Here is a 26761-nt window from a genome sequence, read left to right as displayed (position 1 = left end):
CGGCGCCGTGATCACCGTGCCGGCGTATTTCGACGACGCGCAGCGCCTTGCGGGTTGGCGTCAAAGTCTTGAGCACCAGATGCTGGGTGATCTCGTCAAATTTTTCGGAAGTCAGCACCAGGTGCACCCGCTCGCCCGAATTCAAGGCGGCGTCGATGGTCACCTCAGCCTTGGTCGACAGCAGTTCCTTGGCTTCGCGCGCCTTCACCATCAGGATCCGCGTGTCTTCATCGGACAAGGGCGCCAGCGCAGCTTCCTTGCTGATCCAGCAAAACAGCCGGTGGTCGAAATCGTCGCCGCCCAGCGCGGAGTCGCCGCCGGTGGCCAGCACTTCAAACACACCCTTGGTCAGCTTCAGGATGGAGATATCGAAGGTGCCGCCGCCGAGGTCATAAACTACGTAGACGCCTTCCGAGGCGTTATCCAGGCCGTAGGCGATCGCCGCCGCCGTCGGTTCGTTCAGCAGGCGCAGCACATTCAGGCCGGCCAGTTTGGCCGCGTCCTTCGTGGCCTGGCGCTGCGCGTCGTCGAAATACGCCGGCACGGTGATCACGGCGCCGACCAGGTCGTCGCCCAGCGCATCTTCCGCCTGCTGACGCAGCGTCGCCAGGATTTCCGCCGAGATTTCGACCGGGCTCTTGACGCCAGCTACCGTCTTGAGCTGCACCATGCCCGGCACGTCGAGGAAATCGTAGGGCAGGTTTTCTGCATAGGCGATATCCTTCAGGCCGCGCCCCATGAAACGCTTGACCGACAAGATGGTGTTCTTGGGATCGGTAGTCTGGGCCGCTTGCGCCTTGTAGCCGATGTGGGCATTGCCGTTCGGCAGATAGCGCACGATGGATGGCAGCAATGGCCGCCCGGCTTCGTCGTTGAGCACCTCGGGGATGCTGTTGCGGACGGTCGCCACCAGCGAATTGGTCGTGCCAAGGTCTATCCCCACCGCCAGCCGATGCTGGTGCGGTGCAGTGGACATGCCAGGTTCAGAAATTTGCAAAAGTGCCATGGAGGTGTCTTGGTTGATTGCTGTTGATTGCAGGTGATTACTTATTGCGGCAGCGCGATGCGTATGCCGAGTCCGATAAACGCCGTGCCCGCCACGCGGTTCATGACAGAGGCGGCTGCCTTCTTGCGCTGGAAGAAGGCGCCGACCATGCCGGAAAACAGAGCGACCGCGCTGAAGATGAGCAGCGCCTGCAGAATGAATACCGCCGCCAGCAGCAGCATCTGCGCTGGAATATGGCCGGCGCCGGCATTCACGAACTGCGGCAGGAAGGCGATGAAGAACAGCGTTACCTTTGGATTCAGGATATTGGCGATCACGCTCTGCCAATAGATGCGCGACAGCTTCATCGGCGGCGCTGCATCGTTGCCGTTCAGCTTGACAGTCGCATGCGAACGCAGGGTGCGCACGCCGATGTAGATCAGGTAGCCGGCGCCGGCATAGCGCAGCAGCGAATACGCCAGCGGCGAAGCCTTGATCAGCGCCGCAAAACCCAGCACCGCCAGCATGGTATGGAAAATCAGGCCCGAGCTGAAGCCCAGCGCCGATACCAGCCCGGCCTTGCGGCCCTGGGCGATGCCGCGCGTCAGCACGTAGATATTGTCCGGCCCCGGCGCCAGGGTCAGGGTCATTGCGGCGATCAGGAATAACCAGATTTCGGGCATGCTGTTACTCGGCTAAAGATGACTAATGATGAAAATGAAATGAACGGGTGAATCAGGATTCAAGGATGGCGAAAGCATTGCTGATTTCATTGCCGAACTTGTCCAGGAACATCAGCTGCCGCACCAGTTGCGCGGCTTGCTCGAAATCGCCGGCGTCCAGCAGCTTGCCGATATCCAGCAGATCGGCCTTGCGGGCGGCGCGCAGTTCACGGTCCAGCTGTTCCAGCGCTTCCACGCTCTTGGCGGCGCGCGCATCGTCCAGCGTTTCGCGCCACTCCATCTGCTGCATCAGGAAAGCCGCCGGCATGGCCGTGTTCGACTCTGCCTGCAGCTCGACGCCGTTCAACTCGCACAGGTAGGCAGCGCGCTTGAACGGGCTCTTCAGTGTCTGGTAGGCTTCGTTGGCGCGCGTGGTCCATTGCATCGCCACGCGCTTTTCAGCAGCTGTGGCATTGACGAAGCGGTCCGGATGCGTCTGGTTCTGCACCTCGTGGTAGGCCTGGTCCAGCGCCGTCATGTCGAGCGTGAAGTGTTGCGGCAGTTGGAACAGTTCGAAATGATTTTGCATGGTTTTCAAGTAGCCTGGACTGGCGCAGCGCCGCCCACAGTGGCCGGCCATCTGCATGGGTCCGGCTATAAAACAAAAGCCTGTCGTACAGCAACAGGCTTGGTCATCCATCTCGTCCAGCGCGATGCAAGCCGGCGGTCAGTCCGCTGGCGTCAGATACGGAAACTCTCGCCGCAGCCGCACTCGTCCTTGACGTTCGGGTTATAGAACTTGAAGCCTTCGTTCAAGCCTTCGCGGGCAAAGTCGAGTTCGGTGCCGTCGATATACGGCAGACTCTTGGGATCGACGAACACCTGGATCCCGTGCGATTCGAAAACGGCATCTTCATCCGTCTTCTCATCCACGTATTCCAGCTTGTAAGCCAGTCCCGAGCAGCCGGTGGTGCGCACGCCGAAACGCAGGCCGATGCCCTTGCCGCGCCGCTCGATATAGCGGTTGATGTGCTTCGCCGCTTTTTCCGTAAGTGTGATTGCCATATACCGTGGATCTCTTTTCTGGTGTTCTGTCGTCCCGTCGGCCGCTCTACTCAGGGCAGCCGCAGGAACGATTACAACTGGTAATTACGCTGCCTGCTTTTGCTCGCCATGCTTAGCTTTGTAATCCTCGACCGCAGCCTTGATCGCATCTTCCGCCAGGATCGAGCAGTGGATCTTGACCGGCGGCAGCGCCAGTTCTTCGGCGATCTGGGTGTTCTTGATCGACATGGCCTGGTCCAGCGTCTTGCCCTTGACCCATTCGGTCACCAGCGACGACGAAGCAATCGCCGAGCCGCAGCCGTAGGTCTTGAACTTGGCGTCCTGGATGATGCCGTCGGCGCCAACCTTGATCTGCAATTTCATGACGTCGCCGCAAGCCGGCGCGCCGACCATGCCGGTGCCCACAGTCTCGTCGCCTTTTTCAAAAGCGCCGACATTGCGTGGATTTTCGTAGTGGTCCAAAACTTTTTCTGAGTAAGACATTTTGTTGCTCCTTGTTTGATGCTGCGGCGCTGACGGTTCAATCAGCCGCAGAAAAATCCACCTGGTCAGTTGAGGACAGAGTAATTCGCCACGCTACGGTGGCTTCTAAACTCTGTCCCCAATGAGTTTTAATGCGCCGCCCATTGGATCGTACTGATATCGATCCCGTCTTTATACATATCCCACAGCGGCGACAGCTCGCGCAGTTTCGCAACCTTGGTCTTGATCAGTTCAATCGTGAAATCGATGTCTTCTTCGGTCGTGAAACGGCCGATGGTGAAGCGGATCGAGCTGTGCGCCAGTTCGTCGCTGCGGCCCAAGGCGCGCAGCACATACGACGGCTCCAGGCTGGCCGAAGTGCAGGCCGAACCGGACGATACCGCGATGTCCTTGATCGCCATGATCAGCGATTCGCCTTCAACGTAGTTGAAGCTGACGTTCAGGTTGTGCGGCACGCGGTGCGCCATGTCGCCGTTGACATACACTTCTTCGATCGTTTGCAGGCCGGCTGCCAGGCGGTCGCGCAGCGCCTTGATGCGGACGATTTCTTCATCCATTTCTTCACGGGCGATCTCGAAAGCCGCGCCCATGCCGACGATCTGGTGCGTAGGCAAAGTGCCCGAACGCAGGCCGCGCTCATGACCGCCGCCGTGCATCTGCGCTTCCAGGCGCACGCGCGGCTTGCGGCGCACATACAGGGCGCCGACGCCCTTCGGACCATAAGTCTTGTGCGCAGTGAAAGTCATCAGGTCGACCTTCCATTTTTCCAGGTCGATCACGACCTTGCCGGTGGCTTGCGCCGCGTCGCAATGGAAAATGATGCCCTTCTGGCGGCACAGTTCGCCGATTTCGGCGATCGGCTGGATCACGCCGATTTCGTTATTCACCAGCATGACCGAGATCAGGATGGTATCCGGGCGGATCGCCGCTTCCAGCTGTTCCAGCGTGATCAGGCCGTTGTCTTGCGGCTGCAGATAAGTCGCCTCGAAACCCTGGCGCTCCAGTTCGCGCACCACGTCCAGCACCGCCTTGTGTTCGGTCTTGACGGTGATGATGTGCTTGCCCTTGGTCTTGTAGAAGTTGGCCGCGCCCTTGATCGCCAGGTTGTTGCCTTCGGTGGCGCCGGAGGTCCAGATGATCTCGCGCGAATCGGCGTTGACCAGCTTGGCGACCTGCTCGCGCGCGTCTTCGACGGCTTTTTCAGCGGACCAGCCATACATGTGGCTGCGCGAAGCCGGATTGCCGAACTGCTCGCGCAGGTAGGGAATCATCTTGTCGGCAACACGCGGATCGATCGGCGTGGTTGCCGAATAATCCATGTAAATCGGGAAGTGAGGCGCCTTCAATGTGTCTATCAGGCTTTTTTCCAAGGGTGCGTTCATACTATTTTGAGCTCCAATCAAGCAACCAGGTGGGACCGGTGCATCACCACCACATTTTGTTCCAGTGTCTTCTTTTGCTGCGCGTGCTGCTGCGCATGTTGTTGGTCCACCAGATCCTTCAGCGACACCGAATCCAGATATTCAACCATCTTGGCGTTCAGGGTCGACCACAGATCGTGCGTCATGCAGCGGCCGCCGCCTTCGTGGTCCGGGCTGTGGCAATTTTCCTTGCCGCCGCACTGGGTCGCATCCAGCGGTTCGTCGACCGCAATGATGATATCGGCCACGGTGACGTCTTCCGCCTTGCGCGCCAGGTTGTATCCGCCGCCTGGCCCGCGCACGGATTCAACAATCTGGTGACGGCGCAACTTACCGAACAATTGTTCCAGATACGATAAGGAAATCTCTTGCCGTTCGCTGATGGCGGACAAGGTCACGGGACCCTTGCCCTGGCGCAATGCCAAATCGATCATCGCAGTTACCGCAAACCGGCCTTTTGTCGTCAGACGCATGTAATCTCCGCTCTTAAACCTATCTATCTGCGCTCTCCCTTTTGGGAAAAGCGCAGTGTTACGACAGTATACCAAACTTGAGTGAATCCGTCAGGTATTGCCCGATTCCTGGAATCCCGCGCTGGCTATAGCTTTCAGAGCGATTGTCATTTAATCAACCACAGAAAAACAGGGTATGCCGGAAAGCCCCTGCCGGGGACCGAAATAAGGCATTCCTTATAGGGAGGAGACCGGGAAAAACCGTTTCCTGCAAAAAATTTATGCAAGGATGCGACGCTTAAACCTATAATGTCGACCCTCCCGCACAGTCCTATTCGATACGTTTAGCATGGCCATCCGCAAATCCAAGACACCGCAATCACCGACCCAGCGAGCCGACCAGAAGCGCGTCGACATCCTGAAGTCCGCCGGCAAGTGTTTCCGCAAGAACGGCTTTCACCAGACCTCGATGCAGGAGATCTGCACCGAAGTAGGCCTGGGACCGGGCGCCGTGTACCGCTATTTCACCAGCAAGGATGCCATCATCGCGGCCATGGCAGAGGACGAGCGGCGCCAGGCGCGCACCATGCTGTCGGAATTCCACGATACCGACGACCTGCCGCAAGCCTTGTCGGCCATCACCCGCGCCTTCGCCCAGCGTTACGCGGCGATCAGCGACGCCGGCCTGATGACGGAAATCTATGCCGAAGGCTTGCGCAACAAGCGGGTCGGCGCGGTGATCAAGAAGGCGGAAACGGAATGGGTGGACGGCCTGGCAGACATGCTGCGCACCGCCCAGGAGCGCGGCCAGATCGATACTGCCCTGGATGCCCAGCAGGCGGCGCTGCTGCTGACCGCGATGTGGGACGGCATCGTGATCCGCCAGGCGTATACCCAGGAAGTGCCGGAAGGAATGCTGGCGCTGTTCGACGACATGCTCAAGCGCTGGCTCTCCACCGCCGCGGTCAGCAGCAAGCGGGTCAAGCCAGCGCCCGCCCCCGTACCGAAAAAGACGCCAGCCGCGCCGCAGTTCGATTTTGCGCCCGATCCGGAACCCGAGCCAGATGCGGACAAGACACCGACCCAGGCCGAAACCGACCTGCGTCAGATGAGCCTGATTTGAAGACGTAGTTTGGCTTATCCCACACTACGAGTGTGTAGGGTGGGCACGCTTTTATGCCCACGCGGATAGCGACACAGCGTGGGCACAAAAGCGTGCCCACCCTACCTGTTGCGCGATAGCGCCCCCCTGTCAGTCTGAACAACCGATTTAATTTGATTTGATGACTTGGCCCGGATCATCCCAGGCCAGGAATGCTCGTCTACTGCGCGCGCTTCAATAACTGCATCGGCCCGAACAGGGCTTGCATACCGGCGTTGCCGATAAAGCTGAGATTGTAGGGATGCTCGGCGATCGCCTTCGGGAAGCGCGCAGTGACCGCATAGGCATTCAGCTGCTCGGCGATTTTCCCCCACAGCACCAGCGTCGGCAGCGCCACGCCACGCCCTTGCGCAGCGTCCGCCAAACCCTGCAGCACCGCCTGCATGAAGGGTTGCCAGGCTTTGGCGTCCTTCACCGGCGGTACATCGGTGCGGAACACCAGCGACGCATTCAGCAACAGGAAGCCCTGCCCCACCATATTGTCTTGCAAGTCGGCCAGCAGCTGGATCGCTGGCGAGCCAGGCAATTGCGCCTGCTGCGCGACGCCGGACATGGCGTCGCCAGTGGTGCTTTCGATAGCCAGCTGGCCGTCGGCCACCAGCAGCATCTTCATGAAATTGCGCAGCGAGGTGGCACGATTGACCTGCTTGGACAAACCCTTCTCAGACCACAAGGAACCGACCGCGCCATCCATGAAGCAGACACCGGTGGCGCTGGCGGCGCGCGGATAAGGGCCCTCGCCTACCAGCACATAGCGCACCGCTTCCAGCGGCTGAGTGAAGGCGGCGAACATGCGGCCTTCGGTCGGCAGGTAATCGGCCGCGGCCAGGTCCGGCAAGTAAGCCGGATTGGCTTGCGCCACGGCGCGCAGGCCGGTTTCCAGGATGGCGAGCCAGGAAGGATGCACGCCGCGTAAAGCGTCACGGATTGAAGCAGGTAAAAAATCAGTCATAAGCCATTAAAAATACAGTTTAAACACACAATAAACACACAAAGCGACCAGTTGCTCCGCCTCCGCCTGGGCGACTCCGCCTCGCCGGCCGCAGCTACGCGCCCCGGTCTAGGCGACCCCATCTAGGCGACCCGTCATTCCCGCGAACGCGGGAGTCCATGTTGCTGCAACTAACATGGGTCCCCGCGTGCGCGGGGACGACGCATCTCACGTCTTGACTGAACAAGCTCGCACCGGCATAAAATCGCCGCGACTATATAACGATATTGTCCGCCCCGGGTGCGCCAAACAGCTGCTGCTTCAGCACATGTAACTGGTCGCGCACCTGCGCGGCTTTTTCGAACTCCAGGTTCTTGGCGTGATCGACCATCTGCTTTTCCAGACGCTTGATTTCCTTGCTCACCTGCTTCTCGCTCATCGCCTCGTACTTGGCCTGGTCCTGCGCCGCGTGCAGCTCTTCGCGCGCTTCCTGCGGGCTGTAGACGCCGTCGATCAGCTCCCGGATCTGCTTGCTGATACCGACCGGGGTGATGCCGTTGGCGGTATTGAAGGCAATCTGCTTGTTGCGGCGGCGCTCGGTTTCGTCGATCGCGCGGCGCATCGAATCGGTCATGCGGTCGGCATACAGGATCGCCTTGCCGTTGAGGTTACGGGCAGCGCGGCCGATGGTCTGGATCAGGCTGCGCTCAGACCGCAGGAAACCTTCCTTGTCAGCGTCCAGGATCGCCACCAGCGACACTTCCGGAATGTCCAGGCCTTCGCGCAGCAGGTTGATCCCGACCAGCACGTCAAACGTCCCCAGGCGCAGGTCGCGGATGATTTCGACCCGCTCGACGGTTTCGATATCGCTGTGCAGATAGCGCACCTTGATGCCGTTATCGCTCAGGAATTCGGTCAGCTGCTCGGCCATGCGCTTGGTCAGCGTGGTCACCAGCACGCGCTCGTTCTTCTTGATGCGGGCAGTAGCTTCGCTCATCAGGTCGTCCACCTGGCTGAGCGCCGGCCGCACTTCGATGGCCGGATCGATCAGGCCGGTCGGCCGCACCACCTGCTCCACGACCTGGTCGGCATGCTGTTTTTCGTAATCGGCCGGCGTGGCTGAAACGAAAATCGTCTGCCGCATCTTGCCTTCGAATTCATCGAAACGCAGCGGCCGGTTGTCCAGCGCCGACGGCAGGCGGAAGCCGTAATCCACCAGGTTGGTCTTGCGCGAGCGGTCACCGTTGTACATCGCGTTCAACTGGCCGATCAAGACGTGCGACTCGTCCAGGAACATCAAGGCATCCGGCGGCAGGTAATCGACCAGGGTCGGCGGCGGCTCACCAGGCAAGGCGCCGCTCAGGTGACGCGAATAGTTTTCGATGCCCTTGGTGAAGCCGATTTCCTGCATCATTTCCAGATCGAAACGGGTGCGCTGCTCAATGCGCTGCTCTTCGATTAATTTATTTTCTTTACGGAAAAATTCCAGACGATCGCGCAACTCTTCCTTGATGGTGTCGATCGCGCGCAGCACGGTGGCGCGCGGCGTCACATAGTGCGAGCCGGGATAGACCGTGAAACGCGGAATCTTCTGGCGCACACGGCCGGTCAGCGGATCGAACAGCTGCAGGTTGTCGATTTCATCGTCGAACATCTCGATGCGCAAGGCCAGTTCGGCATGTTCCGCCGGAAAGACGTCGATGGTGTCGCCGCGCACGCGGAAGGTGCCGCGGCCGAAATCGATCTCGTTGCGCGTGTACTGCATCTGGATCAGGCGCGCGATCACATCGCGCTGGCTGACCTTGTCCTTGGCGCGCAAGGTCAGGATCATCTGGTGGTATTCGTTGGGATTACCAATACCGTAGATGGCCGACACCGTTGCCACAATGACCACATCGCGCCGCTCCATCAGCGATTTGGTGCAGGACAGCCGCATCTGCTCGATATGTTCGTTGATCGAGGAATCTTTCTCGATGAACAAGTCGCGCTGCGGCACATACGCTTCCGGCTGGTAGTAATCGTAGTAGCTGACGAAATACTCGACCGCATTGTGCGGGAAAAACTCGCGGAACTCGCTGTACAGCTGGGCCGCCAGCGTCTTGTTGGGTGCAAAGACGATGGCCGGCCGCCCCATGCGGGCGATCACGTTCGCCATCGTATAAGTCTTGCCGGAGCCGGTCACCCCCAGCAAAGTCTGGTAAAACAGGCCATCTTCCACGCCTTCCGTCAACTTATCGATGGCCGCAGGCTGGTCGCCGGCCGGCTGGAAAGGCTGGAACAATTTATAGGGCGAATTAGGAAAAGTGACGATTTTGGACTCGTCGACGGTACTTGCAACCTGTGATATGTCAGCCATGGGCCTCGACCTTTGGTAAAATAGACGGTAGTAAATCCGCGCCGATCAGCGATGTATTCGTGACCCGGCACAGCATTCAACCCAGCTACAAGAAACGCTTTGCAGCCAACTTTTTATGTTATCACGATGAACGCACCTCTTTCAGCCTCCCTCTTCACCGCCATCGAAATGGCGCCACGCGATCCCATCCTGGGCATTACCGAAGGTTTCAATGCGGATCAGAACCCAGGCAAAACCAACCTCGGCGTCGGCGTCTATTATGATGACAACGGCAAGGTGCCGCTGCTGGAGTGCGTGCAAAAAGCCGAAGCGCAACTGATCGAAAAACTGTCGCCACGCACCTACCTGCCGATCGAAGGCCTGGCAGCCTACGACAAGGCTGTGCAAGAACTGGTATTTGGGGCCGACAGCGCCGTCGTGCAAGAGAAACGCGCGATCACCGTACAAGCAATCGGCGGCACCGGCGCATTGAAACTGGGCGCCGACTTCCTCAAGCGCTTCAGCGCCGACAACACGCAAGTCTGGATCAGCGATCCGAGCTGGGAAAACCACCGCGCGCTGTTTGAATCGGCCGGCTTCACCGTCAACAACTATCCTTACTACGATCCAAGCACACGCGGCGTCAACTTCAGCGACATGCTGGATGCGCTGAAGAGCATGCCAAGCGGCTCCGTCGTCCTGCTGCACGCCTGCTGCCACAACCCGACCGGCGCCGATCTGAGCGACGCTGAGTGGACCCAGGTCATCGAAGTGGTCACCCAGCGCGGCCTGGTGCCTTTCCTCGACATGGCCTACCAAGGCTTTGGCGACGGCATCGAAGCCGACGGCCAGGTAGTGCGCCGCTTCACCGAAGCCGGCGGCCCGGTATTCGTCTCCAATTCGTTCTCGAAATCGTTCTCGCTGTACGGCGAACGCGTCGGCGCCCTCAGCATCGTCGCCGCCAGCAAGGAAGAAGCCGGCCGCGTACTGTCGCAACTCAAGCGCGTGGTGCGCACCAACTACTCCAACCCGCCGATCCACGGCGGCCAGGTAGTCGCCACCGCCCTGGCCTCGCCAGAGCTGCGCAAGCTGTGGGAAGAAGAACTGGCCGGGATGCGCCTGCGCATCCGCGAAATGCGCCAGCTGCTGGTCAAGAAACTGAAGGAACAAGCCCCAGGCCACGACTTCGATTTCGTCATCAAGCAGCGCGGCATGTTTTCCTACTCCGGCCTGACCAAGGCCCAGGTGGAACGCCTGCGCGACGAATTCTCGATCTACGCCGTAGACACAGGCCGTATCTGCGTCGCCGCGCTGAATTCGAAAAATATTGATAATGTTGTCGCCGCAATCGCAAAAGTCCTGTAATATTCGGGTCCCGAAGCAGTTGTAACAAACGCTTCGGGAGATGTAGAAAAGTTTAGAAAAAGCTTTGACAACGCAGCTGATTCAAGACTATAATTCTGCTTCTTTCAATTCCCTGATAGCTCAGTTGGTAGAGCGACGGACTGTTAATCCGCAGGTCCCTGGTTCGAGTCCAGGTCGGGGAGCCAGAATACATAAGGGTCAGCTACATGCTGGCCCTTTTCTGTTTACGGCTCTTGCGCCATTTTTGCGCCATTGGGTCTCCAACCTGGAGACTTTTAACATGGCACAAATCCGCAAGCGTGGTCCATCGCAATATCAAGCTCGTGTCCGCATCAAGGGACACCCTGAAGCCTCTCAAACATTCCCCTCTCATACTGAAGCTGCTCTTTGGGCTACGCAACGAGAACAGCAATTGCTCCGAGGGCTGGGAGACGCCCTAAAAGAAGCAGATGCTTTAACGCTTGGGGATGCACTTACGCGCTACTCCATCGAAATTACTCCGCTCAAGAAAAGCGCATCCAATGAATTCCGGCGTATTAACGCCTGGAAACTTCATCCGATGGCCGACCTCCCCCTGCCCTCAATCCGAGGCAAGCAACTTGCCGAATATCGAGATAGCCGCACGGCGGGTTCAATCGGTGCAAACACCATCCGCCTGGAACTTGCCATCATTTCCCATCTGTTTGAGGTGGCCCGTAAGGATTGGGGCATGGAACATCTAGTTAACCCCACCAAGAACATGCGCAAGCCGAAGCTTCCCAGGGGGCGTACAAGACGCCTATACAGCGGTGAGGAGAGCGCCCTTTTGAACTGGTGTGAGCGGAACGGAAACCTGCGCCTACGAAGCATCATTATTATCGCCATCGAGACAGCGATGCGTCGAGGCGAGTTGGTCGGCCTAAAATGGGGAGACGTCAATCTATCAAGCAGAATGATCTATTTGGACGACACCAAGAACGGAGACTCCCGCACAGTCCCGCTGTCATCACGCGCTGTAGAAGCTTTTGAAGCACTGACCAGCAACGCAGACATCCTGACCATCGCATCCACCACTGGGGCATTCAAACCAATCAGGAGCGCATCCAAATCCGTATTTGGCATGCACGCTGACACCATCACTGCAGACTTCGCAGAGGCGCGCCAAGGCTGCGACATCGACGGCCTGACCTTCCATGACCTCCGGCATGAGGCCACATCCAGACTCTTTGAGAGAGGCTTCAATATGATGGAGGTCGCAACCATAACAGGCCACAAGTCTTTGCAGATGTTGAAGCGGTACACTCACCTTAAGGCTGCCGATCTTCTGGCAAGACTTGGATAACCTGCAGGCGGGGTGTCTTGGCTTATTTTTCCAAAGCGCCCCACACCACAAGGTCACGCCGGAGTCGCTCCACAATTCGCCAAACAGCCATTCGCTTACAAGCTGGAGGTCTTCATCATGGCTCAAGTACGCAAGGTAGGTCCGTCCAAGTATCGGGCACGCGTCCGCATCACAGGCTATCCTCATATCAGTAAGACGTTCAGTTCCAAAGCTGAGGCAGTCCTTTGGTCCACAGAGCGGGACCAGCAATTACGTCACGGACTTGGCGAGTCGATAAAGGAGGCGGAAAGACTTACCCTCGGCAGTGCGCTTGCTCGTTACGCCAAAGAAGTCACCCCTTTAAAGAAGGGGGCAGTCAAGGAGCGCGACCGCATAAAGGTTTGGCTGCGCCATCCGTTGGCGTCCCTCACCCTACCTAACATCCGCGGCAGACATCTAGCCGATTACAGGGACAGCCGCACTCTCGCGTCAATCGGCGGAAACACTATACGCCTAGAACTCGCACTCATTTCTCATTTGTACGAAGTAGCGCGGAAAGACTGGGGCCTTGAGCATCTGGTCAATCCCGCCAAATTGATTCGCAAACCCAAGCTGCCTGTAGGACGCACAAGACGCCTACAATCCGATGAGGAGGACGCATTATTGAACTGGTGTGAGCGAACAGGAAATTTACAACTCAAATACATCATAATCATTGCGATTGAAACTGCTATGCGTCGGGGCGAAATCGCCAAGCTTCGGTGGAGTGACATCAGCCTATCAAGCAAAATGGTTTATTTGCAAGATACGAAAAACGGAGAATCTCGGACGGTGCCACTCTCGTCTCGCGCTGTCAGGGCATTCGAAGCAATACCATGCATCCCCTACTGCGCAGCATCAACCGTCATTTCAAAGAGGTCGAAACCGGTCGTGACAGACCATGACGGCCTCGTGTTTTCCATGCACATAGATAATATTTCGGGGAACTTTGCACGAGCTCGTAAAGGCTGCGACATAAAGGGACTAACGTTCCACGACCTACGACATGAGGCCACGTCCAGACTTTTCGAAAAAGGCTTCAATATGATGGAAGTAGCGACCATTAGCTCCGTACTTAACAACAACGGCATTGTCGCAAGCATAGTTGAAGAGAACGGATTCCTGGTTACCGATCCACTATTCGGACATGAGTTCTGTGCTCAGCTCGAAACGACAATTTCAAAGCTCAAACAGGATGGAGTCGGGACTCGGAATTTAATTGAGCATTCATGGTGTGTGGATTTAGCCAAATTGATTCGCGAGCATCAATTGATTGCACCCTTTCTTTCAGCTGCAACTGTCGCCGTACAATGCACTCTATTTGAAAAATCGCAAAATCAAAACTGGCTTGTCCCCGTTCATCAGGATCTGAGCATAGCGGTCAAAGAAAGGATCGACCATCCTGCGTTGATAGGATGGTCCGAAAAAGAAGGCTCCATTTTCGTCCAGCCGCCCGATAGCGTTCTTCAGGAGATAGTCGCAATAAGATTTCATATCGACGAATGCGGGCTGAACGACGGACCGCTGCGCGTCGTCGCCGGCTCTCATAAAACTGGCCGGCTCACTAGCCAGGCTGCATTAGCCGAGCGAGATCGGATTGGCGAGACCTTGTGTCCTGTCGAACGCGGCGGCGCAATGCTAATGAAACCGCTATTGCTACACGCATCGTCCAAAGCGTCCGGGCGTAGCAGAAGACGTGTACTACACTTTGTCTTCGCACCTCCGTTGCTACCTTTCGGATTGAAATGGCGACATACATTTTAATATTCTGTCCAAGGAAAGCGGTTAGCAAGTTTAGCTATTTTTGCATCGCTCTGAACAAGGCAATGGGACAAGCGATCTCTCTTACCGACTTGCTTTCCTTGTCTTCACAGTCTCGCCGTCTATTTTTTTCTGCCGGGAAGTAGAACAAAGCAAAGCCATCTTATCGACAATCATCTGCTCCAACAAATTCGACACCAAGGCAATGCTGCGCGCTCGCATCCGGACGATCCCGAAATGCACGTTCATCGGTGGCAGGTCGACCACGTGCAAAGCGCGCAACTGGCCGAGCGCCAGTTCTTCGCGCAATACAAACTCGGTGGAAAAAAGACAGGCATCGCTATTCTGGGCTATGCGCTTGAGGATCGTGACATCGTCGCAGATCAGCTTGACGTACTCTTGCGCGCTCAGCCCCAATTTGTTCCAGGCCCGCTCTTCCAGCATGGTCGGTATGCTGGGCAGCGCCAGGTGATACTGCAATAGCGCGCTCACCGTCGTCGTGGGCTGCGCGCAGAGCGGATGACCGGGGCGCACGAAAAATCCTGCATCTTCTTTGTCTAGCCAGCGTGTCGTGAAATCTGCTTGCTGCCGCAGGCCGCGTACGTCTGCCACGAAAAAATCGATCTGCTCTGCCTGTAGCTGCCGCAGTAACTGGTCGGCGCCGGCGACATAGGTGCGAACGCTGATCTTTGGGTGCGTTTCCATAAATTGCGTCAGCAGCGACGGCAGCAGGATCCCTGAGGGGAATGAACTCAGCCCGAACGAAATTTCACCGTACTCCCCGCCCTTCAGCAAGTCGACATCGCGCATGAATGCGCGCGTATCGGATAGCAGATTCTGCGCGTGACGGGCCACTACCCGGCCGGAGCTGGTCAGCAGGACGGCCTTCGAGGTGCGTTCAAACAGCACCAGGTCCAGTTCTTTTTCAAGCGCCTGGATACTGCGTGAAAACGCCGACTGCGACAGGTGTGAGCGCTCGGCGGCGCGGGCAAAACTGCCCTCTGCCGCCAAGGCAAGCATGTGTTGTAATTTTCTGGATTCCATGTCTCTGATTATTTTTATTTTCAAGGCTGATGCAAACAATGCATCGCATGGCCTTAAAGAATGCATTGGATATTGCTGGAAATCAAGGCTTTAATAACGACAAAGTAAAAAAACAATGACGTAGCACCGTCCTCGTTAAAAAATAGGGAGACTATTAATGATGCAATTCCAGTTCCGTTCGCGCCTCATGACAGCGGCGATCATCACGGCCCTCGCCGCCTGCGGCGATGGCGGGATCAGCCGCAGCGTCGCGCCCGCGCCAGATAGCGCGAGCAGCACCGTCAAGGTGACCGCTGCTCAGATGAACGACAGCGACATGAGCAATATCCTGTTCCAGGTCAAACCCGGCAGCACCATCATCCTGCCTGCAGGAAAATTCACGTTCGACGGCCCGCTGACCATGAACACCGACGCCGTCACGATCAGCGGCCAAGGCAACGGCAGCGATCCGAGCAAAGACACGATCTTGTCGTTTGCCGGCGCCTCGTCGAAAAACGGCTTCCAGGCCTTTAACGTCAAGGGCATCACGCTGACGAATTTTGCGGTGGAAGATGCGGTCGGGAATGGTGTGTTTGTTTCCGCTTCGTCGAACGTGACGATGGATGGCCTGCGCGCGGAGTGGACCAACGACCCTATCCATACTTCGCAGATGGCGTATGGCTTGTATCCCGTCAATTGCCAAGGCGTGATCGTCAAGAACAGCAAGATCGTCGGCACCCGCGATGCCGGGGTATATGTGGGGCAATCGGAGAATATCCGTGTGCAGAAGAACGAAGCCTATCTGAATGTCGCAGGTGTCGAAATCGAAAACTCTGACAACGCCATTGTCGAAAACAACGATATCCACGACAACACCGGCGGCATCCTGGTGTTTTCCTTGCCGGGCACCGCCTACGTCATTAAAAAGGGCGCAAATGCCAAAGTGCAGAACAATCATATCTACCGCAACAACACGCCCGTCGCCGCGAACGCTACTGGCTACGTCACCGCCGTGCCGCCCGGGACCGCGGTGATGGTGCTGGCTGCCGACAATACCGAAATCCTCAACAACCTGATCGAAGACCACAAAACCACCAGCATCCTGGCCATCAGCTTCCAGGCCACCGGCATCGCCTTTAACGATCCCTTGTACGAGCCCTATGTGCACAGCGTCTACGCGCACGACAACACCATCTCCAAATCGGGCTATGCGCCGGGCGGCGCCTTCGCCGATCCGAACCAGCTCAAGCCGGTCGTGGACGGCTTGTTTGCGCAGCTCAAGTCGTTCGCTCAGCCTCAGCAGCTGGCCTACGGCATCTGGGATGGCATCGTCGACACCGATCCGGCCAAAGGCGGCGGCACCGCCAGCGACGGCAGCGGCGGCGCGCTCAAGCCGGCCTTTGCCATCTGCGTCAAAGGCAACACCCTTGACACGCCCTTCATCGACGGCTTGCTGTCTTATGAAAGCATGGACCTGAATCTGCTAGGACTGCTTAGCGGATCCGCACAAGCGCCGAACTTCCCCTTCCCCGCGCGCATGAACTGCACCCTCAGCTTGCCCGCCATTCCCGACATGCCGATTTTTTGAATCGGCACGCCCAGGCGAGAGTCTGCCTTGGCGCCAATCGGGCTCAGGAAAATCATCGGGAAACCGGATGATTTTCGGGAAAAAACACAGCATCCATACGCGCAGCAGCTGCGCAAGCACGGAGAATACGCATGAAAATCACACACACCCTGACACACCCCCTGCTGCTTGCCGCAGCCTTGCTGGCCGCATCCGTCCTGCTGGTCAGTTGCGGCGGTGGCGGCAGCAGCGACTCGCCTGCCGTCGATACCGGTTCGATCAAGGTCTTTGACAAATACACCGCCCCGGCCAATCTGTCATCCTGGCAGTTCCTGCTGTCCGACGGCCAGACCTTGAAACTGAATGCCGGCGCCGTGCCGTATGATTTGAATTCAAGCCTGTTCTCCGACTACACCTTCAAATTCCGCGCCATCTACGTCCCGCAGGGAAAACAGATCGCCTACAACGCCGACACCACCTTCGATTTCCCGGTCGGTTCGGTGATCATGAAAACCTTCTACTATCCGAAGGCCGCCTCCAGCGACCCGGCCTTCATCGGCGCGCAACGCATCGGCCACCAGACCACGCAGGGGGAAAGCGTCGATCTCACGCAAAACCGTTTGATCGAAACCCGGGTCCTGGTGCGCCAGGCGGACGGCAGCTGGGCTGGCCTGCCCTATGTCTGGAATGACGACCAGAAGGACGCCAAGCTCAAGACCGGCGGCGCCAGCGCCCAGATAGAACTGGTTGCCGCCGACAACTCGCGCGAGCAATTCAAGTATTCCGTGCCGAACGCGCAAGCTTGCCAGCAGTGCCACGCCACTGCCAATGCCGGCGGCAATGCGATCCTGCCTATCGGCCCCAAGGCGCGCAACATGAACAAGACATATCAATACAACAACGGCACGAAAAATCAGCTGGTGAACCTGGCGGATCTCAAGCTCCTGGCGGGCTTGCCAAGCGCAGACAATACGCCAAAGAACGCCGATTGGAGCGACGCCTCGCAACCCCTGCCCGAGCGGGCGCGCGCCTATCTGGATGTCAACTGCGCCCATTGCCACAGCACCACCGGACAGGCATTGCAAAGCGGCTTGTTCCTGGGCTTCAATGTGGTCAACGACCCTAGCGCATCCGGCAAATGGGGAGTATGCAAAAAGCCGCTGGCCTATGCCGGCCCCGGACTGCCGTACCAGTACGATATCCAGCCCGGCAAGCCGGACGAATCCATCCTGGCTTACCGTATCACTCACACCGATACTGAAGCCGTGATGCCCGTCATCGGACGCCATGTAAATCACACCGAAGGCGACGACATGATACGCGCCTGGATCACGCAGTTACCGCAGGCGGCGTGCCAGCCTTAGGGTCTTGCACCCGATAGCGCCTGCCACCTGGCAGGAAGTACGGCCGCGGCCCGGAATGGCGCGGCCTTTTGGCTTTCATCAAGACAGGTCCGGGCGTATGCTGCCGATGCTCAATTCGCCTGATAGAATCAGGTTTGTACGCTTGCGCGGTTGAGGGACAAGCTAGCCCGGGCAATTGGAATCGGGAGCATGCCGGACTGACCTGTTTGCCGCGCCCACATGAGCCTGAGGACTGCCCCTCAGCTTCGGGGACTATAAAAATCTAAAAGAAGATACATGAACATGCTTTCAGTCGATTCATTGGCCGCCTATTGGTCGGCCCCAGCCGTTGCAGCGAATGTCCTGATTTTTTTCAACCTGCTTGGCGCCCTGTTTCTGGGAATGCTGATCGGCTATGAGCGCGCCTATCACGGACGCGCCGCCGGCATGCGCACCTACGGCCTGGTGTGCATGGCGTCGGCAGCGCTCACCGTGTTCGTCGGCTATCCGGCGCTGTGGTACGGCGGGCATGCCGGCTTGCCGCTCAATCCGGATCCGACCCGGGTGGTGCAAGGGGTGGTCACCGGCATCGGCTTTCTGGGCGCCGGGGTGATCATGAAGGAAGGTCTGAACATCCGCGGGCTCACCACCGCGGCATCGATCTGGGCGGCGTCGGCGGTCGGGGTCCTGGTCGGCGTCGGTTTCTACATCGCTGCCATCTCGCTTGCCGTTCTATCCGCCAGCTGCATGGTATGGGTGGCCAAGCTTGAATACTGGCTGCCGTCCCGCGCCGGCGTCGCCATCATGGTTGAGTTTGAAAGAGGTTTTGCCGCCAACGAACATGCGCTGCGCAAGATCGCCCTGGAGCACGGTTACGAGATCGCCAAAGACTCCTTATCCATCAGCTCCCACGACAGGCATGCAAAATGGCATTTCATCGCCATCGCGATCGACAGCAAGAAAGGCACCTCGATGTCGGAACTGGCGCACATGATGGATTCCTACGAGGGTGTCGAGAACTTTGAGCTGACTCATTGCCGCAACTGAGCGTGCAGCCCTGGCCGCTGCAAGGCCCGTCCCGGGATTTTTTTGCTTATTGATCGCCATAACTCATCAGACCCATGGCCCTTCGTTTACGATCCTTCCTTTTTGCAGCACCTGCGATGCCGCTCTGGCGTTACGTCTTGTTGTCTGCGCCATTGGCGCTCATCCCATCGATTGTGCTGTATCAGAGTGTGGAATGGATATTGATATTTTTTGGCGTTGACGTTGCCTCGATGAGACCTTCCGGGACAATTGCGACACCTGGCGCATATTTCGGCGTCATCGTTTTCTCACCCATTGCTGAAACCTTTATTCTGGCTTACATGCTGACGGTACTGTCATCTTCATCGCTGCGCCGAATCTGGGTGGTAGTCATCGCCGCGATTTCCTGGGGTTGCCTCCATGCCATATTCGGGCGTTTATGGTTCTTCGGCACAGTGTGGAGTTTCTTTGTTTTCTCGTGTGCCTATCTGGTCTGGCGACAGGTATCATTTCGAAAAGCCTTCCTGGCTGCGGCGCTACCCCATGTCCTGATCAACTCTCTCATGATGCTGCTATTGCTATCGAATTGATTGTCCTTTGATCGATCAGAAAAGAGCTGGTTTGCAGGAACTGACTTTCGATCAACCTAAACGTCAATGCTATCTGAACAGCGTATAAATACTTTCAATCTCTTCAATGGCTTCATCCAACCTGTGTGCAAGTTTGGCTCAGCGCTTGAAATAAAATTGAAACAGCCGCAAGTATTGCAGCTCCACTATTCCACTTAGACTGTAACCTTATAGTCAAAATCAAATTATGCAGATCTGTATCGCTTTCGCCCTTACCCATCGTAAGAATTAAGACATCCGGTTTCTCCCGCGATCTAATTTGACTCGAAACGATCCAAAACACAGCAGATAAAATGCCAGTTGCAATGGACAAATGGGACATAGTAATCATAGTCTCCCGACTCCTTTGTTTGAATTTTCTAATCGACGCGGGCATTCCGCATCGGAATATAGAAGCAGAATCTTAAAATGCAACTCCAATTTATTTCTCCCGGCAATTCTATGTAAAACAATACAGCATGAACAAATTTCATAGTTTCAGAAAGTGCCATTACTCGGATTCTTAAATCTAAAAAAGCACCGCGATCTCTCGCAAGTGCTTTTGGTCCTGCTCTTAGCAGAAAGACGCGTTTACTGGCTAACCACGAACGTAGCCGGCCCCGCCAGCTTGGTATACCCGCCATTGTACAAATACCACGCCGTATAAGTCCCAGGCGCCAGCGACGCCGTGCTGAACGCAGTCACGCCGCCTTGCGCGCCCACGTATTGCCACATCGTGGAACTGTTGGTGCCCGGGCTGTTGCCAGCCGGGTAGATGCCGACCCAGTTGGACGAATTGGTGTTGGCCAGCGTCGTGCTGAAATTGAACGCGATGTTCTCTCCCTGCTGCACATTCGGCATGGCGGCGCTGAACGTAGAGGTCGCGGCTTTTGCGTTTGGCGTGAAAGCGTCGTTGATCGGCTGGGCGTAGGTATCGTTGGCGGTCAGCGGGCTGATGCCGAGTGCGCTTTCGATGGTGCGGCCGGCGCTGTAGTGGTTGTAGCTGGCGGTGCTGAGAGCGCCGCCGCCGACCAGGCCTTGCGAACCGTAGACGATGCCGCCGATATGGTTGGTGGCGCTGCCCGAGGACTCATCCCAGGTCAGGATCAGCAGCGAACGCTGACTGGTCCATGCCGGCGAGGCGAAGATTGGCTGCAAGGTTTGCTTGAGCCAGCCGTCTTGCACCTGCAGGCTGTTGGCGGAACCGTTGCCCGAGGCTTCGCCGTCGGCGTTGTCGTCCGCGGCTATCCAGGAAAAATTCGGCGTGGTGGCGGCTGACTGCAGGTCGGTGGTGAGCTGGGTGGTGTCGAACAGATGCGCCGCGCAACGCGTCGGATTGCCGGAGATGTTGGTGTAGTTGATGAACGGCGCGTCATCCGGTTCGTAGTAGCTGTCGACGTTGTTCTTGGTGTTGCATGGGGTGCCCATGCCTTGCTCATAGGCTTTCCAGGTCTTGCCTATGGCTTCCAGGCGGTCGCCGATGTGGCTGGCGCCGACCTTGATGTTCGGATAGTAGATCGCGCCGCTGACGAAAGTGTCGCCGCCCGAGACGGCCATGTAGTTCTCGTCGCTGGGGTGATAGACGCCGCTGTAATTAGTCAGCAAGGTGCCGCCCTGCGCCAGCGAATTGATGAACGGGGCATTGGTGGTGTCGCCGATGACTTGCGAGTAATCGGTATTTTCCATCATCACGAAGAACACGTGGTCGAAGGCTGGCACCGTCGATGCCGGCGCTGCCAGGACCGGTGCAGGCACCGGCGTCGACAAGGTGAGCGACAGATTGTCGGCGTAGCCGACGTTGGTGGAGCTGGAGGTGTTGATGAACTGCAGTTGCACCGCAATCGAACGGGTGCCGGCCGGCACCGTGCCGCTGTTCGACTTGGCGATGAAGGCATTGGCGTTGCCGCGCGCGCTGGCGGTGACGCCGGACAGTTCGCCCGGATTGCCCAGCACTTTGCCGGAAGCGTCGAGGAAGCTTGCGGTAACCACAGCCTGGCCGGCATACACGGTGTATCCGCCCAGCCAGCCGGACAGGGAGTAAGTCACCGTGCCGCTATCGATGGCGCTGCTGGCGGAGGAAACGTTGATGGTTTGCATCAGCGCCGAGTCGCCATAAGGACCGTCGGCGATGAAGGCATTGCCGGCCGCCGGCGCGGATGGCGTCGTGAAACTGGCGACGGAATAGCAGACCAGCGTCGGATTACCCAACAAGACCTGCCAGCCCGGCACCGTTTTAACGGCTTTCCAGTCGGTCGCACAGAGGCCGGTTTCACCACCGCCGTTGACGATCAGGTTGCCGCTGCCGGCGGCATGGACCGCGCCGGCGGAGGCCAGCAGCGCCATGCCGGCGATGCAACCCAGCGCCGTTTTCAGGATACGTCCGGCGAGCGGCGTCGAAACACTGTTGTTCATTAAGCTCATCACATACTCCAATGGTTGATCGCCTTTGCGCGCCGCCTGAAAAAAAGCCCGCCCCATGCCGCTTCATTGGCAAGGGACAGGCGATCTGTAGTCAGGCTCTGCGCACCGCCTTGACCGCTCTCGCAGAGAGCATCGGTCAAGGCAGCCGGCGGGATTCCGTTATCAGGTTTTTGAAGCAGCTGCGGTCACAGTTTTTTGCTGGTCGTGCCGGTCGTCGGCTGGCCAGTGGTCGGATCGAGAATCAGCTTCGCTGTGCTTGGCGTGCCGCTCAGGTTCAGCATATTGTTGAGCGTACCGGCAATGGCGTCGTAGGAACCGGCGATGCGCTGGCCGGACAGCCAGTTGTCTTCGATGAAGCGCAGGATCGAAGTCTGGTCGGTCAAGGTGTGATCTACGTAGTTGGTCTTCGCATACGGCGAGATCACCAGCAGCGGCAAGCGCGGGCCATAGCCGCAGCGGCCTTGGGCGCCAGTCTTGCCGGTGGCGCCAGACAAGGTTGTCGGCGTGCCTTGGGCCGAACCTGGGCCGTTGGTTTTGCAGACGCCAGGACCGTTCAACGCGTCTGCCACGCCTGGCGCAGTCAGGCCGTTGCTGCTGAAGACAGCGGCGGCGGTGGTGTTGTTCGACGGATTCAGGATCGGGCTGGCCTGGTGATCGTAAAAGCCGTCCGAGTCGTCATAAGCAATCACGACCAGCGTATTGCTCCAGCCCGGCTGCTTCTGCAGGAAGTTGACCACTTGCGTGACGAACGCTTGTTCGTCGAGCGGGTCGGAATAACCGGCGTGGCCGTCCTGATAGCCGGCTGCTTTCAGGAAGCTGACGGCAGGGAAATTACCGGCCGACACCGCATCGAAAAAGTCATGGATATCGTACTGGTGATTGGCCGGATCCACTGTCTTGCCGTCTGCCTGCAAGGTATTGCCGATGGCGGCGACAGCGCTAGGACGGGCATGCTTCAGGTTCTGCGTGCTGGCGTAGTACTGGAATGGCTGATGGTGAGGGATATAGTCGGCCTTGGTGACACCGGTGACCGCGGACGTGGTGGAACGCTTGCAGCCTGTCGTGCCGTTCGAATTGGTCACGGTCAGGTCGAAGCCGCCCTGGAAGAAGCCCCAGCTGACATTCGCTGCATTGAGCATGTCGCCGACGTTCTTGCCGCTCAGCTGCGCCGCGTCGCGCGTCATGCAAGCATCATTCAAAGGCTGGGCATCGCCGGCCAGGTTGATGCCGCCCGCGCCGTCGTTCGACAGTTCGCCGTAATAGCCGCCGCCGGCAGCATAATTATCAGCCTGGCTGGCCGACAGGTTGGTGGCGATGACGCCGTTGGTCTGGCCGGAGATCAGGTTGATCGCGCCTGGCGCCGACGGTCCGAAGGTAGTGCCGAAAGAGTTGTCGTTGAGCGCATAGTTCTGCGCATAATTCCACAGCGCCGTCACGGTATTGCCGTCGAAGTAACCCATGGTCAAACCATTGGTGTTGAGCGGCGGCGTCAGCACTTGCGGCGCAGCCGAGTTGCCGGCGCCCAGCGAGGCCGGGAACAAGTCCATGGCGCCGCCGTTGAAGCCCATCTGCTCAGCCTGGTAGTCATGATCCTGGTCGGCGATGACGACTTGCGAACGATCCAGGCGGAAAGGATTGATGGCGTTGACGCCATTGCCTGTGTTCAGCGTGGTCGGATTGGCGGTCAGCAGGCTAGGCACGCGCAGCGCGGCGAAACTCTTGGTGACGTCCAGCGGCGTTTGCAGGTTATTCACCACCGGCGTACCGGCAGCGGCAGTGAATGCCGGCTCGCCAGTCGGGTTGGCGGCGTTTGGATAGGTGCCGAAATAGTGATCGAAGGAGACGTTTTCCTGGAAGATCACCACTACGTGCTGGATCGGCGTGGCAGCTTTCGCTACCACCGGCGGTGTCGGACCGTTGTCGAGGGAGGACGACGAGCTGCCGGAGCTGCAGCCGCCTAGCAGGCCAGCGGTGATCGCCAGCGCAAGCGCCGGCTTTGCGAAGCGATGCTCCGCAAATGTTGTGTGCAATTTCATTGATGCTCCTGAGTAGTTTTATTGATTAATGCAGTTGCGTCAGCCAGCGCCTTGTTGCCAGGCCAGGCAGTCCGCCCCGCATTACTCTTTATTGATGTTCAAATGCGCTACCTATCGGCAGGCCATGCAGCTGTCTGCCGCGCCGATATTGATTGAAATGCCGCTTGCCGGAGACTTCCCGGCAGTCAGGAAATGACACAGTGCTAACGGACTTGATTTGGCTATGACCGCCCGCTTATGCCGCTGAGAAACATTCGGAGCTGGATTGTAGGATCGGCTTGTTACCGCATGATGACGTGTCTGTTTCGTCATCGAATTCGCCGCTGCAAACGACAAGATCACCCATTTCATCAAGTTGAAATATTTCAGCGCTATCCTGCCGGGTTATCGTTTTGATCCAGATGCGCATCCACGCAGGCAAGCGTTGTCATTTGCGCAGGAACTCCACCGTCGCACGTCCTTGAGCCTTTATGAAAATCCGGTTTCAGCCGCACCCTGCTCTTGCTTTAGCGTCGCCACGCACAGCCATCCTCGCACTCGCCACGCTGGCGTTACTCTTGAGCGCCTGCGACCGTCAGGACCAGGCCAGCGCCGCCGCTGCGCCAGTTACTGCCGCCGCGCTTGTCGCCGCAGCGCCGAAGCCGGTAAGCACGGCCCAAGCCGCGCTGGCACGCCTGAATGCACCGATCGTCCCCTTAAGCGCCGTGGCCGAGATCGGCAAAAAGATCTTCTACGATAAATCCCTGTCCGCATCCGGCAAGCTCTCCTGCGCCTCCTGCCACAATCCCGATAACGCCCATGCCCCGGCCAACGGCCTCGCAGTGCAGCTCGGCGGCATGCATTTGCAGGCACAGGGAGGACGCGCAGTCCCTTCCCTGCGCTATCACGAACACGCGCCGGCATTCTCCATCGGCCCTGACACCAAGCCCGACGAAGACGACAAGGGCGCCGTCCTGCAGGCAGCCGCGGCCAAGACCAGCCCGCCGGCCCCGGCGGTAGCCAAGGCAACGCTGCAGCCATCGGCGGCGGTACAGGAAGTGGTGCCACAAGGCGGCTTCGACTGGGATGGACGGGCCACCAACCTGACCGACCAGGCCGGCGGCCCCTTGCTGGCGGCGAATGAAATGGCCAACAAGAACGCCGCGCAACTGCTGGCGAAGCTCAAGGCGGCGCCCTATGCCAAGGACATGCAGCAGCTGTTCGGCCCGTCCGTATTCACTTCGCCCAACCTAGCGCTGGGCGAAGCCTACTACGCACTGGCGCTGTATCAGAAAGAAGACCGCAGCTTCCATCCCTACGACAGCAAGTACGATTACTACCTGGCAGAACAGGTACAACTGAGCGAGCAGGAACAGCGCGGACTGAAGCTGTTCAAGGATCCGAAAAAAGGCAATTGCGCCACCTGCCACATCGAAAAGCCATCGCGCGACGGCAGTTTCCCGCCGGCGTTTACCGACTATCAGTTCGAAGCCCTGGCGGCGCCACGCAACAAGGCCATCCTGGCCAACCGCGACCCCAAGTACTTTGACCTCGGCATGTGCGGCCCATGGCGCAAGGATGCGGCCAAGCAGCTGAACTACTGCGGCTATTTCAAGACACCGACCTTACGCAATGTCGCCACCCGCCAGGTGTATTTCCACAATGGCGTGTTCCATTCGCTGGAGGACGTCGTGCATTTTTATATGGAACGGGAAACCAAGCCGGAAAAATGGTACCCGCGCGGCAAGGATGGCAAGCTGAACAAGTACGACGATCTGCCGGCAGCGTATCACGCCAACATCGATGTGACCGATGCGCCGTTCGACAGCAAGGCAGGCGCGCCGCCTGCGCTGACGGATGATGAGATCAAGGATGTGGTGGCATTCTTGAAGACGCTGAATGATGGTTACCAGCCCGAGGGCAAGAAAATCGCCGGTAAATAAAGCGCTCTAGCGACGACGCTCCTCGGGTATAAACGCCACGACTTGCAATTCGATGGCAAAACCATGGTGCAGCGCAGGGACCGGCACAATCGCGCGCGCAGGTTTGTGCGCGCCGAGAGCGCGGCTATATACTTCGTTAAACGCAGGCCAGTTTTCCACGCCCACCATGTAGGCGGTGACCTGAACCACATCCGCATAAGTGCCGCCCGCAGCTTCAATGACTTTTTGGCATTGTTCAAGAACCGCTTCGGCCTGCGCCTTGAAATCATGTTTTTCGGGATCGATCAGATCGCGCGCGGGCAGCATCCCGGATAAAAAAACAAAGCCGCTCTGTTCTACCGCTTGCGCATAATGGCCGAGCGGCGCCGGTGCTTCGGTGGTGTGAATGATTTTCATGGATGTCCTTCATTCGGTGGTGGTGATTCTGGCACTCAGTAGGGTGGGCACCTGTACCCACGCGGATAGTGATGAGTCCAAGTTTCCAATACCGCGTGGGCAAAAAATCTTGCCCACCCTACAAGACTCAGTAGGGTGGGCACCTGTGCCCACGCGGATAGCGATGAGTCCAAGTTTCCATTATCGCGTGGGCAAAAAATCTTGCCCACCCTACAAGGCAGAGACTCGGCGCTCATACAGATAATTGATCAGGCGATAAATTTGGCAAAAGACTGCAAGTCCACATTGCCGCCGCTGACGATGATCCCTACCCTCTTGCCTGCAATAGGATAGACACGCTGAAGCGCCGCCGCAGCCGCAAGACAGCCAAGGAGTTAGGTCTAAGTGAACAAACGCTGCGCAACTGGGTCAAGGCCGCTAAGGCTGGTAAATTGAACGGGGCTGGTAGCAAGGTTGTG

Annotated in this window: 22 protein-coding genes, 1 tRNA gene and 1 pseudogene; 10 read left to right on the top strand and 14 right to left on the bottom strand. The window is 58.0% G+C overall.

The window, feature by feature from the left end:
- The 7 genes from VNZ65_RS15405 to iscR all read right to left on the bottom strand — a co-directional run.
- On the bottom strand, positions 1-1006 hold a 1006-nt coding region (locus tag VNZ65_RS15405; protein WP_325670481.1), incomplete at its 3' end, for an Hsp70 family protein.
- 41 nt (positions 1007-1047) lie between these two features.
- Positions 1048-1668 carry a LysE family translocator gene (locus VNZ65_RS15400; protein ID WP_325670479.1) on the bottom strand — a complete coding sequence of 207 codons (621 nt, stop codon included), beginning with the start codon at positions 1666-1668 and terminating at the stop codon, positions 1048-1050.
- Between the two features lie 52 nt (positions 1669-1720).
- The gene (gene hscB, locus VNZ65_RS15395) at positions 1721-2236 is read right to left on the bottom strand and encodes a Fe-S protein assembly co-chaperone HscB (RefSeq protein ID WP_325670477.1); all 516 of its coding nucleotides are present in this window, start codon (positions 2234-2236) and stop codon (positions 1721-1723) included.
- Positions 2237-2388: 152 nt separating this feature from the next.
- Positions 2389-2712, bottom strand: coding sequence for an iron-sulfur cluster assembly protein IscA (gene iscA / locus VNZ65_RS15390; RefSeq protein ID WP_014007106.1), 324 nt, complete (start codon positions 2710-2712; stop codon positions 2389-2391).
- Positions 2713-2796: 84 nt separating this feature from the next.
- Positions 2797-3195 carry a Fe-S cluster assembly scaffold IscU gene (gene iscU / locus VNZ65_RS15385; protein ID WP_014007107.1) on the bottom strand — a complete coding sequence of 133 codons (399 nt, stop codon included), beginning with the start codon at positions 3193-3195 and terminating at the stop codon, positions 2797-2799.
- Positions 3196-3323: 128 nt separating this feature from the next.
- Entirely contained in the window at positions 3324-4577 is a 1254-nt protein-coding gene (locus VNZ65_RS15380) for an IscS subfamily cysteine desulfurase (protein ID WP_325670474.1), read from the bottom strand.
- Between the two features lie 17 nt (positions 4578-4594).
- Entirely contained in the window at positions 4595-5089 is a 495-nt protein-coding gene (gene iscR / locus VNZ65_RS15375) for a Fe-S cluster assembly transcriptional regulator IscR (RefSeq protein ID WP_061532705.1), read from the bottom strand.
- 328 nt (positions 5090-5417) lie between these two features.
- On the opposite strand from iscR, the gene VNZ65_RS15370 reads away from it, so the two are divergent.
- The gene (locus tag VNZ65_RS15370) at positions 5418-6191 is read left to right on the top strand and encodes a TetR/AcrR family transcriptional regulator (RefSeq protein ID WP_325670471.1); all 774 of its coding nucleotides are present in this window, start codon (positions 5418-5420) and stop codon (positions 6189-6191) included.
- Between the two features lie 199 nt (positions 6192-6390).
- Here the strand turns inward: VNZ65_RS15370 and VNZ65_RS15365 are convergent, their stop codons facing one another.
- Both VNZ65_RS15365 and uvrB read right to left on the bottom strand, forming a co-directional pair.
- Positions 6391-7182, bottom strand: a complete 792-nt coding sequence (locus VNZ65_RS15365) for a uracil-DNA glycosylase (protein ID WP_325670469.1) — start codon at positions 7180-7182, stop codon at positions 6391-6393.
- Positions 7183-7435: 253 nt separating this feature from the next.
- Positions 7436-9517, bottom strand: coding sequence for an excinuclease ABC subunit UvrB (uvrB, locus tag VNZ65_RS15360; protein WP_325670467.1), 2082 nt, complete (start codon positions 9515-9517; stop codon positions 7436-7438).
- A 126-nt stretch (positions 9518-9643) separates the two neighbouring features.
- Between uvrB and VNZ65_RS15355 the strand changes: the two genes are divergently transcribed.
- The 4 genes from VNZ65_RS15355 to VNZ65_RS15340 all read left to right on the top strand — a co-directional run bounded on the left by VNZ65_RS15355 (position 9644) and on the right by VNZ65_RS15340 (position 13964).
- Positions 9644-10861 carry an amino acid aminotransferase gene (locus VNZ65_RS15355; protein ID WP_325670465.1) on the top strand — a complete coding sequence of 406 codons (1218 nt, stop codon included), beginning with the start codon at positions 9644-9646 and terminating at the stop codon, positions 10859-10861.
- Between the two features lie 109 nt (positions 10862-10970).
- Positions 10971-11046 (top strand) — tRNA-Asn (locus tag VNZ65_RS15350).
- Between the two features lie 95 nt (positions 11047-11141).
- The gene (locus VNZ65_RS15345; protein WP_325670463.1) at positions 11142-12182 is read left to right on the top strand and encodes a site-specific integrase; all 1041 of its coding nucleotides are present in this window, start codon (positions 11142-11144) and stop codon (positions 12180-12182) included.
- Between the two features lie 117 nt (positions 12183-12299).
- Positions 12300-13964, top strand: a complete 1665-nt coding sequence (locus tag VNZ65_RS15340; protein ID WP_325670461.1) for a tyrosine-type recombinase/integrase — start codon at positions 12300-12302, stop codon at positions 13962-13964.
- 81 nt (positions 13965-14045) lie between these two features.
- On the opposite strand, the gene VNZ65_RS15335 is transcribed toward VNZ65_RS15340, so the two are convergent.
- Positions 14046-15005, bottom strand: coding sequence for a LysR family transcriptional regulator (locus VNZ65_RS15335; protein WP_325670459.1), 960 nt, complete (start codon positions 15003-15005; stop codon positions 14046-14048).
- Between the two features lie 157 nt (positions 15006-15162).
- Here VNZ65_RS15335 and VNZ65_RS15330 point away from each other — a divergent pair, with 157 nt between their 5' ends.
- The 4 genes from VNZ65_RS15330 (at position 15163) to VNZ65_RS15315 (ending at position 19510) form a co-directional block, all read left to right on the top strand.
- Entirely contained in the window at positions 15163-16572 is a 1410-nt protein-coding gene (locus VNZ65_RS15330; RefSeq protein WP_325670458.1) for a parallel beta-helix domain-containing protein, read from the top strand.
- Positions 16573-16703: 131 nt separating this feature from the next.
- Entirely contained in the window at positions 16704-17915 is a 1212-nt protein-coding gene (locus tag VNZ65_RS15325; RefSeq protein ID WP_325670456.1) for an SO2930 family diheme c-type cytochrome, read from the top strand.
- Between the two features lie 276 nt (positions 17916-18191).
- Positions 18192-18941 carry an MgtC/SapB family protein gene (locus VNZ65_RS15320; RefSeq protein WP_325670455.1) on the top strand — a complete coding sequence of 250 codons (750 nt, stop codon included), beginning with the start codon at positions 18192-18194 and terminating at the stop codon, positions 18939-18941.
- Positions 18942-19015: 74 nt separating this feature from the next.
- Positions 19016-19510 carry a hypothetical protein gene (locus VNZ65_RS15315; RefSeq protein ID WP_325670454.1) on the top strand — a complete coding sequence of 165 codons (495 nt, stop codon included), beginning with the start codon at positions 19016-19018 and terminating at the stop codon, positions 19508-19510.
- A gap of 609 nt (positions 19511-20119) precedes the next feature.
- Here the strand turns inward: VNZ65_RS15315 and VNZ65_RS15310 are convergent.
- Positions 20120-21940, bottom strand: a complete 1821-nt coding sequence (locus VNZ65_RS15310) for an alkaline phosphatase family protein (protein WP_325670452.1) — start codon at positions 21938-21940, stop codon at positions 20120-20122.
- Between the two features lie 194 nt (positions 21941-22134).
- Positions 22135-23985 (bottom strand): alkaline phosphatase family protein, encoded by a 1851-nt coding sequence (locus VNZ65_RS15305; protein WP_325670450.1) that lies wholly within the window; start codon positions 23983-23985, stop codon positions 22135-22137.
- Positions 23986-24455: 470 nt separating this feature from the next.
- Here VNZ65_RS15305 and VNZ65_RS15300 point away from each other — a divergent pair, with 470 nt between their 5' ends.
- Complete coding sequence (locus VNZ65_RS15300; protein WP_325670448.1) at positions 24456-25907, top strand: cytochrome-c peroxidase; 1452 nt, start codon at positions 24456-24458, stop codon at positions 25905-25907.
- Positions 25908-25913: 6 nt separating this feature from the next.
- Here the strand turns inward: VNZ65_RS15300 and VNZ65_RS15295 are convergent, their stop codons facing one another.
- Both VNZ65_RS15295 and VNZ65_RS15290 read right to left on the bottom strand, forming a co-directional pair.
- Positions 25914-26303: a RidA family protein gene (locus tag VNZ65_RS15295; RefSeq protein ID WP_325670446.1), complete on the bottom strand. Its 390-nt coding sequence runs from the start codon at positions 26301-26303 to the stop codon at positions 25914-25916.
- A gap of 248 nt (positions 26304-26551) precedes the next feature.
- Positions 26552-26671: pseudogene (locus VNZ65_RS15290) on the bottom strand (serine dehydratase); the annotation flags it as partial.
- Between the last annotated feature and the right edge of the window lie 90 nt (positions 26672-26761).

Origin of the sequence: Collimonas sp., assembly GCF_035566555.1 — a bacterium.
In the GTDB taxonomy this organism is placed as follows: Bacteria; Pseudomonadota; Gammaproteobacteria; order Burkholderiales; family Burkholderiaceae_D; genus Collimonas.
The sequence above is the reverse complement of the archived record's forward strand: the minus strand, read 5'-3'. Positions and strand labels throughout refer to the sequence as shown.